The sequence below is a fragment of the Mannheimia cairinae genome, assembly GCF_028649535.1.
Lineage (GTDB): Bacteria > Pseudomonadota > Gammaproteobacteria > Enterobacterales > Pasteurellaceae > Mannheimia > Mannheimia cairinae.
In genome coordinates, this window is the sequence record NZ_JAQSJE010000012.1 from 18913 (window position 1) to 31032 (window position 12120).

10 protein-coding genes are annotated in these 12120 nt (G+C 38.6%); 4 read left to right on the forward strand and 6 right to left on the reverse strand.

Translation table 11 applies throughout. From position 1 onward, the window contains the following. Positions 1-34: 34 nt before the first annotated feature. The 3 genes from argR to uvrD are packed head-to-tail and all read left to right on the forward strand — an operon-like array spanning position 35 to position 3696. The gene (gene argR, locus PTQ27_RS11405) at positions 35-505 is read left to right on the forward strand and encodes a transcriptional regulator ArgR (RefSeq protein ID WP_273748229.1); all 471 of its coding nucleotides are present in this window, start codon (positions 35-37) and stop codon (positions 503-505) included. Positions 506-556: 51 nt separating this feature from the next. Next, positions 557-1453 (forward strand): TIGR01777 family oxidoreductase, encoded by an 897-nt coding sequence (locus PTQ27_RS11410; protein WP_273748228.1) that lies wholly within the window; start codon positions 557-559, stop codon positions 1451-1453. Positions 1454-1497: 44 nt separating this feature from the next. After that, positions 1498-3696: a DNA helicase II gene (gene uvrD / locus PTQ27_RS11415; RefSeq protein ID WP_273748227.1), complete on the forward strand. Its 2199-nt coding sequence runs from the start codon at positions 1498-1500 to the stop codon at positions 3694-3696. Positions 3697-3751: 55 nt separating this feature from the next. On the opposite strand, the gene PTQ27_RS11420 is transcribed toward uvrD, so the two are convergent. Then, positions 3752-3967 carry an HP1242/YdcH family protein gene (locus tag PTQ27_RS11420; protein ID WP_273748226.1) on the reverse strand — a complete coding sequence of 72 codons (216 nt, stop codon included), beginning with the start codon at positions 3965-3967 and terminating at the stop codon, positions 3752-3754. A 193-nt stretch (positions 3968-4160) separates the two neighbouring features. On the opposite strand from PTQ27_RS11420, the gene PTQ27_RS11425 reads away from it, so the two are divergent. Then, a complete protein-coding gene (locus PTQ27_RS11425; protein ID WP_273771142.1) occupies positions 4161-5090 on the forward strand; it encodes a dihydroorotate dehydrogenase in 930 nt (309 codons plus the stop codon). A 67-nt stretch (positions 5091-5157) separates the two neighbouring features. Here PTQ27_RS11425 and adk read toward each other — a convergent pair whose 3' ends face one another. The 5 genes from adk to PTQ27_RS11450 form a co-directional block, all read right to left on the reverse strand. After that, positions 5158-5802, reverse strand: coding sequence for an adenylate kinase (adk, locus tag PTQ27_RS11430; protein ID WP_273748224.1), 645 nt, complete (start codon positions 5800-5802; stop codon positions 5158-5160). A 150-nt stretch (positions 5803-5952) separates the two neighbouring features. Then, complete coding sequence (locus PTQ27_RS11435) at positions 5953-8043, reverse strand: TonB-dependent siderophore receptor (RefSeq protein ID WP_273748223.1); 2091 nt, start codon at positions 8041-8043, stop codon at positions 5953-5955. 357 nt (positions 8044-8400) lie between these two features. Further along, positions 8401-9810, reverse strand: a complete 1410-nt coding sequence (locus PTQ27_RS11440) for a basic amino acid/polyamine antiporter (RefSeq protein ID WP_273748222.1) — start codon at positions 9808-9810, stop codon at positions 8401-8403. 18 nt (positions 9811-9828) lie between these two features. After that, entirely contained in the window at positions 9829-10725 is an 897-nt protein-coding gene (locus PTQ27_RS11445; RefSeq protein WP_273748221.1) for a homocysteine S-methyltransferase family protein, read from the reverse strand. A gap of 108 nt (positions 10726-10833) precedes the next feature. Beyond that, complete coding sequence (locus PTQ27_RS11450; RefSeq protein ID WP_273748253.1) at positions 10834-12114, reverse strand: AmpG family muropeptide MFS transporter; 1281 nt, start codon at positions 12112-12114, stop codon at positions 10834-10836. Between the last annotated feature and the right edge of the window lie 6 nt (positions 12115-12120).

Consider the following 12120-nt stretch of genomic DNA (forward strand, 5'->3'; position numbering starts at 1 on the left):
ATAAGCAAAAATTATGAATATTTTTTATAAATAAATGAATAAGAGAATTAGAGTGGATAAATTATCAGAAGCCTTTAAATCACTGCTAAAAGAAGAAAAATTTAGCTCACAAAGTGAGATTGTAACCGCATTACAAGAGATGGGATTTGAGAATATCAACCAATCTAAAGTTTCACGTATGTTATCAAAATTTGGTGCAGTTAGAATTCGTAATACCAAAATGGAAATGGTTTATCAATTACCAGCAGAGCTCAGTGTGCCAACTACTTCAAGCCCATTAAAAAATTTAGTGGTTGATATTGATTGTAATGATGCTTTAATTGTGGTTAAAACAAGCCCAGGGGCAGCACAATTAATTGCTCGTTTGCTTGATTCTATTGGTAAATCGGAAGGAATTTTGGGAACGATTGCAGGTGATGATACTATTTTCATTACCCCCGTTCAAAATGTATCGACTCAACATTTAATCAAAACGGTTACAGAGTTGTTTGAAACATCATTATAGTTTTTAAAGAGAGGAGGGCTTGCCCTCCTTTTGTTTAGATAAGGAGAGCATATGAGAATTTTTATTACAGGTGGCACAGGCTTTATTGGTTCAGAATTAGTAAAGCATTTAAAATCTGAAAACCATCACTTAACTCTTCTTACTCGAAACCGAGAATTAAAAAGTGATGATTCACAGATCGAGTATTGCTATTCCTTAGCAGATTTTACCGACTTTAATGATATTGATGCGGTCATCAATTTAGCCGGCGAGCCTATTTTTGATAAGCGTTGGACGGATGAGCAAAAAGAAAAACTGATAAAAAGTCGGGTAGAAATCACGGCTCAACTTAGTGAGTTAATCAATAAAAGTGAGAATCCGCCCCATACCTTCCTTTCGGGCTCAGCCATCGGTATTTATGGCGATTTACCACCCTCTGCAAAATTTTATACAGAATCGACCGCTTGTAAGGGGAATCACTTTGCTTCAACACTGTGCCAAAAATGGGAAGAAGCCGCCCTTCAAGCAAAAAGTGAGCAAACGAGAGTTTGTCTTATTCGTACAGGAACAGTGTTATCCACAAAAGGTGGTGCTTTGAAAAAAATGTTACCGCTTTACCAATGTGGTTTAGCAGGGAAGTTAGGTTCCGGCAAGCAGTATTGGGGCTGGATTAGTTTACGAGATCATATACAAGCGGTTATTTTTTTACTCAAAAATGCAAAATGTTCAGGGGCTTTTAATTTTGTGGCACCAAATCCGGTGACGAATGCTGAATTTAATCAAATTTTTGCTACAGCCGTAAACCGCCCTGCCATTTTTGCTGCCCCCGCATTTGCCTTAAAACTGATACTGGGCGAACGAGCTTGTTTATTGCTAGATAACCAAGCCATTGTGCCGGAAAAATTATTAGCGGCATGCTTCCAATTCCAAGATCCTATTTTGACGGAGAACATTTTCTTAAACCGCTAAATAGTCTATAATGCTGTATAAAAGAACATATTAAAAGGTGTGTTATGGATTTTTCATTATTATTAGACGGTTTAAATGATAATCAGCGTGAGGCGGTTGCGGCTCCAATCGGCAACTATTTGGTGTTAGCTGGGGCTGGCTCGGGTAAAACCCGGGTTTTAACTCACCGCATTGCTTGGCTGATTGGGGTGGAAAATGTGCCAGAATCCAATATTCTTGCCGTTACTTTTACCAATAAAGCGGCGGCAGAAATGCGTCATCGTATTGAACATACCCTTTCGCAATCAAGCGATAACCGCTTGTTTGGAATGTGGGTGGGTACTTTCCACAGCATTGCTAACCGTTTACTTCGTTCGCATTATTTAGATGCGGATCTTCCTCAAGATTTCCAAATTATGGATAGCGAAGATCAGCAACGTTTACTTAAACGCTTGCTGAAATTGCATAATATTGATGAAAAACACTTCCCACCAAAGCACGTTGCTTGGTATATCAACGCTCAAAAAGACAAAGGCAAACGAGCAAAAGATATTGAGCACCATAACGATCCTAATGAAAAAAAATTAGTCGAGATCTACCAAATTTACCAAGATGCGTGCGACCGTGCAGGTTTGCTTGATTTTGCAGAATTACTGATTCGGGCTTATGAATTATTCAAGCGTAAACCGGCGATTTTGCAACGTTATCAGCAACGTTTTCAACAAATCTTAATTGATGAATTCCAAGATACCAACAATATTCAATACGACTTAATCCGCTTATTGGCAGGCAATGTCGGCAAAGTAATGATTGTTGGCGATGATGACCAATCCATTTACGGTTGGCGAGGGGCTCAAGTTGAAAATATTCAACGCTTTTTGAGTGATTACGATAATGCTCAAACCATTCGCTTGGAACAAAATTACCGTTCGACAGGGCATATTTTAACCTGTGCGAATGAGCTGATTGCCAATAATGACAACCGTTTAGGCAAAAATTTATGGACAGACAGTGGCGATGGCGATCCGGTTGAAATTTATTGTGCCTTTAATGAATTAGATGAAGCCCGTTTTGTCGCCTCGCAAATTAAGCAGTGGAAAGAAGATGAGGGCGATTTATCTGAATGTGCGGTGCTTTATCGCAGTAACAGCCAATCTCGTGTGATTGAAGAAGCGTTAATTCAGGCAAATATCCCTTACCGCATTTATGGCGGAATGCGATTCTTTGAGCGTCAAGAAATTAAAGATGCTTTGGCATATTTGCGTTTAATTGCAAATCGCCAAGATGATGCCGCCTTTGAGCGTGTAATCAATACACCGACTCGAGGCATTGGCGATCGCACGCTTGAAATTATTCGTCAAATTACCCGAAACCGCCAAATTACTTTATGGCAAGCGGTGCAAGTGGCAGTGCAAGAAGAACAACTTTCTGGGCGATCGGCTTCTGCATTATTACGTTTTGTCGAATTGATTAACGCACTTGATCAAGAAACCGAGCAAATGTCGCTGGCGGAGCAAACGGATTTTGTGATTAAAAAATCGGGCTTATATGAAATGTATAAGCAAGAAAAAGGTGAGAAAGGCGAAGTTCGGATCGAAAACTTAGAAGAGCTTGTTACTGCCACTAAACAATTTAGCAAGCCTGATGAGGCAGAAGATTTAACTGACTTAACCGCCTTTTTAACTCACGCATCGTTGGAGGCTGGCGAAGCTCAAGCCTCACAGCACGAAGATTATGTCGAGTTAATGACCCTTCACTCAGCCAAAGGCTTAGAATTCCCTCGAGTGTTTATGGTCGGGGTAGAAGAAGGTATTTTCCCAAGCGGAATGAGCTTTGATGAAGGTAGATTACAAGAAGAACGACGTTTAGCCTATGTGGGCATTACTCGAGCGAAGAAAAAGCTGACTATTAGTTATGCGGAACTACGTCGTTTATATGGCAAAGAAGAACGCCACGTTCCCTCTCGTTTTATTGCCGAATTGCCGGAAGAGCATATCCGTGAGGTGCGATTAAGAGGTTCGATTAACCGAGCAGCGAGTTTTAATCAAAGCAACCATTTTGCAAAACAACCGCAAAAAACGACCGCTTCCATTTTAAATGATAGTAGCTGGAAAATGGGGCAGAAAGTCAATCACGCTAAATTTGGGCAAGGAACTATTATCAATGTGGAAGGCTCGGGCGAAGCAACTCGATTGCAAGTTGCTTTTGTGGGGAACGGCATTAAGTGGTTAATTGCGAAAATGGCAAATTTAGAAAAATTATAGTGATAAAAAAGTCCGGAAATTCCGGACTTTGCTTTATCTGATTAATTTAGCCAACTTATGCGGATTTTTGTTTTAGTATGGCATATAGTTGATCTTTTAAATGCAATTTTTCTTTTTTGAGTGCCTCAACTTCTTCGTGAGTAGCAAGCTCAATATTTGCCTCCATATTTTTAATGCGTTGGTCGAGTTCATTATGCTTATCAAACAAGCGAGCGAAATGAGCATCGTCTTGTTTTAATTGTGTGATTAAATCACGAAATTCAGGAAACATATTTACTCCTATTTGGTTGTTTGAAAAACCTTTTTATAAATTAAATACTAGCACTTTAAAGCGTATTTGCAGTTAAATCTTTTGAATTTTTTGAACTTGATCACAAAATTTATATCGAAAAATATAATGTGTGATAATGATGTTTAACGCTATAATAGCGAGCTAAAATTTTATTTTTAAGGACACAAGAATAATGCGTTATAAAGCGGTCTTTTTAATATTGTTCTCTTTATTTTTGGGAACGGCAAATGCAAATTGGGTAAAGGTAAGTGATGTTGATTATACGTGGGGGCCGTTTAATATTTACCACATTACGCTTTTTACTGAAACAGGGCAATATAGTGAAAATGTTCGTCCTTTAATGCTCACGTTACAATATAAAAAACCGTGGGAAGGGCGAGATTTTGCTGTCTCTTTAGCAAGAGCGTGGAAAAATCTAGGCATAAATCTTCCTTCTAAAGAAGCGGATACGATTATTAATCATCTGAGAAGAACATTTCCTGACATTAAGCCTGAAGATACGTTACATTATATTGCATTAGAAGATAGAGGCTATTTTATTTTAAATGATAGAGTCGTTTCAGATGAGTTTACTAAAGAGTTTAGTGATGCCATTGCTGCAATTTGGCTCCACCCCAAAATGGACATTAGTCGTCAACTATTAGATCCATCTTATAAGCCAGATCCACAATCGGTTGAAAAGCCGGTAGAGCAACAACTATTTGAAGAGCAACAAGCTGCGATTGAGCAAGAGGAAGCTTTAAAAGCTCAGAAAGAGGCAGAAGCACAGCAAATTTCTACTGCAGAGCAAAATACATCAGATCAGGTTATTGATAAAGTCGAAAAGAATGTTGAGGTTGAAACTCAAACTGCAAATGCAAATGCAAATGCAAATGCAAATGCAAATGCAAATGAGGTCGTGAAATCTGATACAGAACCTTCAGAGAAAACAAATGAAGGTATTATAAACGCAGAAACATCAACACAAGTCGAGCAGGCGAATAAAGTGGAAAATAATACAGAAAATAAAGAGGAAGAAAAAGTGCTAACGATTGAAAATCCAGAAGTGTTTATTTCGCCTATTTATGATGATATTTTAATGCTTTCAAAAGATTACAGCTAATCTAAACACACAAGCAGTAAAATTTGTTAAAAATTTTACCGCTTGCTTCTTAATTAAATAGTAAAAATTAAGCTAAGATTTTCGCTAATTCCGCACTTACTTCTTCAACAGGTTTAGTACCATCTAAACGTTCATAACGTGTATTACCTGCTTCAGCTTCAGCCGTGTAGTAAGCAATTAATGGCTTAGTTTGTTTATGATAAATCGCTAAACGATCTAATACGGTTTCAGGCTTATCATCTGGGCGGATAATTAAATCTTCGCCGGTAACATCATCTTTGCCTTCCACTTTTGGTGGGTTGTAAACGACGTGATAAGTACGGCCAGAAGGCTGATGAACACGGCGGCCGCTCATACGCTCAACAATCACTTCATCTGCAACATCAAATTCTAATACTAAATCAATTTTTACACCTGAATCTTTTAATGCATCGGCTTGCGGAATTGTACGAGGGAAACCGTCTAATAAGAAACCATTTGCACAATCGGGCTGAGCAATACGATCTTTTACTAATGCAACCGTTAATTCATCTGGTACTAATTTACCTTCATCCATTAAGGCTTTAGCTTGTTTACCTAACTCTGTTCCTTCTTTAATGGCAGCACGGAACATATCGCCTGTTGAGATTTGTGGAATACCGAATTTGTTCATAATAAACTGAGCTTGTGTGCCTTTACCTGCACCTGGTGCACCTAACAGAATAACTTTCATTTTAAGAACCTCAATAAAATTGAAAAAGAGTAATAAATCACTTAGGCAGTAACCTTACCGATTACTGCCTAAAATTGCAAATTTTTTATGAAATAAAACCGCTTGTAAAACCAAATTACAAGCGGTTAAATTTAGCCTAATTTTTGCAAATTAGAATGTGTAGTTTACATTTACACGGAAGTCACGACCTACACCTGGTAATGAGTTAGCACCAGTACGTTGGCTATGGCTCTTATAGTATTTATTAAATACATTATTCACTGCAAAATTAACATTTAAGTCTTTAGTTGGCTTCCAAGTTGCAAATAAATCATTTACACCATATCCAGGGCGGTTAATTTCTGACTCAGAATTGCTAGAACCACGGCTAGGAGTACCTTTTTCACTTTCAACAAAACGACCTCTCCAGCCAAGTTCAATATTTGGATTTTCAAATTGGTATGCAAGGCTTGCTGTCCAAGTACGTCCAATTAATACTGCAAGAGTGTTAATATCAAGTGCTGAGCCTTCTAATTCAGGTTTGCTATCTGCAACACCTGCTCTAGCAGTAAAACCCGCATATCTGAATGTTGCGCCAAGCTCATAACCTTTATTATTTAATACACCACCATTGTAGATTTCACGATAGCCAGTTGCATCGGCATCAGTTAAAGCGTGAACATCTTTGATTTTCTTCCAGAAATAACTACCGTTTATAGCAAGCATATCATTTAGGTTATAGTTAAAACCAACTTCTACATCACGTGCTTTTTCTGCTTTTAAATCTTTAGATACGCTGATAATACTGCGTCCACGACGTCCTTCACCACCTGCGATCATTGGCTCATATAAACGTGGGCTACGAGTTGCGTAGTTCCAGTTTGCATTTAAGCTGAAGTCGTTAGTTACTTCATAGATTAAGCCAAGGCTAGGGTTAAAGTTATCGCTACTGATTTTTTTACCATCCATTGCTTTAAAATCAAAATGGTCATATCGTAATCCAGTAGTTAATGTGAAATTCTTTATGCCCCAGATACCTTCAACATAAGCACCTAACTCATCTTTTTTCTGATAGTTTAAACCACTAAGAAGAGTATTAGGTCTGCCTTCTTGGTTACGCCAGTTAACCCCGTATTTGATTGCATGGCTTTCTCCAATATAAGTATCTAGGTTTAAGTTTGCACCATTTGTAATAACGCGTGTGCGAGAATTATCGCTTGTTGTTTCACGATTAACTAAAGTTCGATATACATTAGCATCAATGTTATTAATAAAGCCGATATTTTTTCCAGTATATTCTAGGTTAGTCGTATCTGTAGTTGTTACACGATAAGAGGGGGAGTTATTATCTGTATAAGAAACTAAATCTCCATTTTGATCTACTAAATAATAGTCATTTCCAATCTTATTAAAACTATATCCTTGTGCTATCCAGCTTTGTCTTTGTCCGGGATTATTGACTACAGTCCAACTTTGTGAAAAATCAAACTCTTCACGTAATGCACGTTCACCGTAGTTACGTTCTTGACGATGGCTAACTACCACACGGTGGTCATCATTAATATCAAACCCTAGTTTAGCTAATAAAGCACGTTGCCCTAAAGCTGAATTTTTTACAACGTTTGAACCATCAGTTGCTTGGTAACCTTTACCAGCTTTGAAATTCTCTTCATTAGTGAAGTGAAGAGATGTTAAGAAATCTACGTTTTGTGCTTTTCCAAAAGCTGTTGCGCCTTTAGAATGTCCTTCATTAGAACTGTATCCAGCATTTACTTTAAAGCCGAATTGTCTTCCATCTTTTAATAAATCTTTAGCATCAAGCGTTTTTGCCACAATAGAGCCACTTGTTGCACCAATACCAGCACTTGCAGAGCCTGCACCTTTTTGCACGCTTACAATTTTCACAATACTTGGATCAAACATAAAACGACCCTGATGGTGGAATACCTGAGTATCTGAGCTCGCTCCATCAATACGTAAATCAACCTGATCTTGCCCCATTCCACGAATAGTTAGCCATTGTGATGTACCGTTACCACCACCAAAATTAATTGACGGTTCTTCTTTTAGCAAACCGCGTAAGTCGGTTTCTGTACGTTTATCTTTATCAGCAAGTGTAACCACATTTGTTTTATTTTTTGCACCTGCATTTTCAGCAACTACATCAATTACACCAAGTTGTGCAACTTCTTCATTAGCATAAGCTAGTGAGCTTGTTGCTACTAGCACTGCGACCGCAAGTTTTGATTTTGTGAATGTCATTTGATAATGACCCTATATTTATTTAAGAATGAAATGAAAAAACACTTTTTAGCAAAAGTTCCGTAAATATATGTAAATTATAAATGCAAGTCAATATCATTTGCGTAATGTTTTTAGGCGTAATTAATATGTAATTAGGAATAATTGACTAAATTACTAAACAAATCAAACTGTTACTAAGCGGTTGAATTTTTTCTAAAATTTGTAAATTTTTATGAAAATTGAACCGCTTTAATTCAAATTGATTATTTTTTAATCTGCGATTTCAATTTGTTTTTTATAAAAATAGGGTAGTAGGAATAAAAAAAGCCAGATCAAAGGATCTGGCTTCTTATTAGTTAATAGCTGTTTTAGTGATTATTCTGCCAATAATGCAGGCAGTTCTACTACCGCATAGCAGAAAATGGCTAGCAGAATGGCTAAGATAATTTTTTCAACCTTGCCAAGTTTTAACCTGCCGTTAAATTTATAGTTTGAGTAGAGGAATAATAAAATCCCAGGTACGTATAATACGACTGAAAGCAGTAAATACTGTAAGCCTGCCGCATAAACAATCCATAAGCCATAAGCTGCCGCCATAAAGCCAGTTAGCTTGATATACCAAGCCGCATTTGTTTGAATGGCTAATTTGAATAGGTAAGCACCAACCAAGAAATAAGGAATTAAAATCATCGAGGTTGAGATCAACAACAACGTGTTATAACTTTGCTCGAAAACAAAGACTAAAACCAAGCAGAATTGCACCACAAAGCCGGTAAACCAAAGCGAGTTGATTGGCGTATCGTTATCGTTTAGCTTGTCTAAAATTTTCGGAAATGCTCCGTTTTTTGAACCACGGTATGGGATTTCGGCAGAGTACATTGTCCAGCTGATGTAAGATGCCAATACGGAAACAATTAAGCAGGCAGTAATAATCACTTTGCCTGTTGGTCCCATCATTGCATCGAGTAATGGCCCCATTGATGGATTTGGCATAGCGGCAATAGTTTCACGTGGTAAAATCCCTAGAGCTAAAATGGTGATTGCTACATATAAAGCAAGGGCGATTAAAATACCTAATACTGTTGCCAAACCGACATCAGAACGTTTTTTAGCGTGAGCAGAGAGAACAGAAGCTCCTTCCACACCAGTAAATACCCAAAGGGTGATTAGCATTGTACTTTTGACTTGGTCGCTGATACTGTTATTTAATGAAGTCGCTTTTACATCTGAATTAAACACATCGATATCAAAGAACCAGATACCTAGTAAAATAAAGAGAATAAGTGGGGCAACTTTCACAAAAGTGGCAATTAAATTAACAAAGGCAGCTTCTTTAATACCGCCTGCAATCAAGGCGTGTACTAACCAAACAATAATAGAAGAACCGATAAAGGCAGCAAGGGTATTGCCTTGTCCGAAAATCACGGTGCTTTCACTATCAGTAAACACACCTAAACCTTCAAAGGCAACAGTTAAGTAACCCACAATACCGATAGTGGCACAAAGCCAATATCCCCAAGCGGACATAAAGCCCATTAGTTCGCCAAAACCTTCTCGTGCGTAGGTGTAAATACCACCGTCTAGTTCAGGGCGAAGGCGAGAAATAAAGAAGAAAGAGAGACCTAAGAAGATAATACCTACACCGGTAATTAGCCAACCGATAGTGATAGCTTCAGCTCCGGCAACTTCTGCCATATTTTGCGGTAGGCTGAAAATACCCGAGCCAATCATTGAGCTTAATACCAATGCGGTAAGAGAGAGTAATCCAATTTTTTTGTTTGACATTGTGTTTCCTATTTAGAGTTATTTTAAATTTTTAGCTAAGGTTTCGATATATTCCACCCCGATTCCGCAACAACCACCGATAATGGTTGCCCCTTGTTCCGTCCATTTTCTTGCCCAAGTGAGATAGGATTGTGGGTCGAGATCTTTTCGTACTTCATCTAAACCGTCATTTGCGGTTGCATCTTTGGGTTGTGGAGCAAAAGCATTGGCATAGGCACCAGTTTGAATATTCGTGGCATTTAAGGCTTTTAAGGTTTGTTGAGTTACGGTTAAGGCTTCCCCAATTACCTCTGGCTGGCAACAGTTAAACAGAATGGCTTGCACACCCAGTTCTACCATTTTTTCCACCGTTTCTTTTACCGTTTCGCCAGAACGTAATTGTGGCTCAGCAGTCGGTTCATCATCGGTTAATGTAAAGGAAACCCAGAGTGGGCGGTTATCTTTAGGTAATAAAGGTTTGATAGAAACGGGCTCAATAATGGCACTTTGTGTTTCGCAAAGCCATAAATCCACATAAGGCGATAAACCGTCTATTAGCGGTTGAGCAATATCGGCAAAACGATTCGGCTGAATAAGATCGGCACGGTAAGAACCAAACATTGGCGGTAATGAACCTGCAATTTGTGTGGTGGAAACACCACTATTTTTAACTGCACTTTTAGCTAAACGACCTGCTAAATCTGCCAGCATTTTTCCATCAGCTTGGAAACGTTTATCGCCAATGTGAAAAGGTACAACCGCATAGCTATCGGTCGTGATAACTTCTGCACCGTGGGCAATAAAGTCTTCGTGTACTGCTTGTACAAAATGTGGGCCTTCATAAAGTGCCGCTGCCGACCATTCCGGTTGATGGAACGGAGCGTTGCGACGCATTAATTCACGGCTCATACCGCCGTCTAAAATAGTAATTGACATAAGATCTTCCGTTTAAGTTTAAAAGCATTAAATTACCGCATTTCTAGAAAAATGCGGTAAGTCTTTTGCTATTGTTTATAACAAAATGTTATAAAAAGAAGGTTCTGATTATTCGCTTTGATTCCAAGGGGCGACTTTAAATAACATCAGTAACCCAGGAATACCAATAAAAAAGCATAACCAAAAGAATTGATAATAGCCCATCATTTCGACCAAATGCCCAGTATAAGCCCCAAGCATTTTACTTGGCAGAGCTGCAAGGCTAGTGAAAATGGCTAATTGCATTGCAGTGTAAGAAGGGTTGGTTTCACGAGCCATAAAGGCAACAAAGGCGGCAGTGCCAAGCCCGACTCCGAGATATTCGCCTGCCATTACCAGCCCTAATTTCCATAGTTCAGCCGCCCCAATGGTTTCGGTTGGGAAATGCCCGAAACTGGCTAAATAAGCAAAGCCTAGAATAGTGATTAACTGCACCAAACCGAATACCCATAAAGCACGGTTTACCCCAAGTCTTAGCATCATCACACCGCCTAAAATTCCGCCCCCAATGCTACACCAAAGGGAAGTCATTTTTACAATGCCGGCAATATGTGATTTGGTAAACCCCATATCTAAAATAAATTTAGTTTGTAGTGTGGTAGCGAGTGAATCACCTAATTTATAGAAGAAAATAAATAAAATTAAGCCAATGGCACCGGCAACCCCTTTACGAGTGAAAAACTCTTTGAAAGGATCAACAAATGCCATATAGAAAGGTTTAGATCGATCGACCTGCGTACTATTAGGCTCTTTCGCAAATAAAGTAACTAAAATACAAGGCAATAAAAAGCTGGCGGTAATGAAAAATACCGTATGCCATTCATAGTGATCGGCTAAAAAGAGTGATAACCCACCTGGAATTAGGCCTGCTACACGGTAAGCATTAACGTGCAATGAATTGCCTAAGCCTAATTCGCTATCAGTTAAAATTTCACGGCGAAACGCGTCAATAACAATATCTTGCGTGGCAGAAAGAAAGGCGAGTAATACCGAAAGCGTTGCCACTGTTGAAATATCTTTTACCGGATCAAATAAGCCGAAACTTGCTAAAATCACGAACATTAAAATTTGTGAGATAAAAATCCAACTACGGCGTCTGCCTAAAAAGGCGGGGAAATATCGGTCTAACAAGGCTGCCCAAAGAAACTTCCAAGTATAAGGTAAAGAGGTTAGGGTAAAGAAAGCAATGGTTTTAATATCTAATTGAGCGGAGGTCAGCCAGGCCGGCATTAATTGAATCAGCACAAATAGCGGCAAACCGGAAGCAAAACCGGTGTATAAACAAAGCAACATATTTTTCGTGAAAATCTGTTGCCAAATTGACGGTTTTTGAGCATTACAAGCGGTCATATTTTT

Excerpts from the sequence above, each read along its gene's own strand:
- argR (WP_273748229.1), top strand. The coding sequence starts at position 35 with ATGAATAAGAGAATTAGAGTGGATAAATTATCAGAAGCCTTTAAATCA.
- PTQ27_RS11410 (WP_273748228.1), top strand. The coding sequence starts at position 557 with ATGAGAATTTTTATTACAGGTGGCACAGGCTTTATTGGTTCAGAATTA.
- uvrD (WP_273748227.1), top strand. The coding sequence starts at position 1,498 with ATGGATTTTTCATTATTATTAGACGGTTTAAATGATAATCAGCGTGAG.
- PTQ27_RS11420 (WP_273748226.1), bottom strand. The coding sequence starts at position 3,967 with ATGTTTCCTGAATTTCGTGATTTAATCACACAATTAAAACAAGACGAT.
- PTQ27_RS11425 (WP_273771142.1), top strand. The coding sequence starts at position 4,161 with ATGCGTTATAAAGCGGTCTTTTTAATATTGTTCTCTTTATTTTTGGGA.
- adk (WP_273748224.1), bottom strand. The coding sequence starts at position 5,802 with ATGAAAGTTATTCTGTTAGGTGCACCAGGTGCAGGTAAAGGCACACAA.
- PTQ27_RS11435 (WP_273748223.1), bottom strand. The coding sequence starts at position 8,043 with ATGACATTCACAAAATCAAAACTTGCGGTCGCAGTGCTAGTAGCAACA.
- PTQ27_RS11440 (WP_273748222.1), bottom strand. The coding sequence starts at position 9,810 with ATGTCAAACAAAAAAATTGGATTACTCTCTCTTACCGCATTGGTATTA.
- PTQ27_RS11445 (WP_273748221.1), bottom strand. The coding sequence starts at position 10,725 with ATGTCAATTACTATTTTAGACGGCGGTATGAGCCGTGAATTAATGCGT.
- PTQ27_RS11450 (WP_273748253.1), bottom strand. The coding sequence starts at position 12,114 with ATGACCGCTTGTAATGCTCAAAAACCGTCAATTTGGCAACAGATTTTC.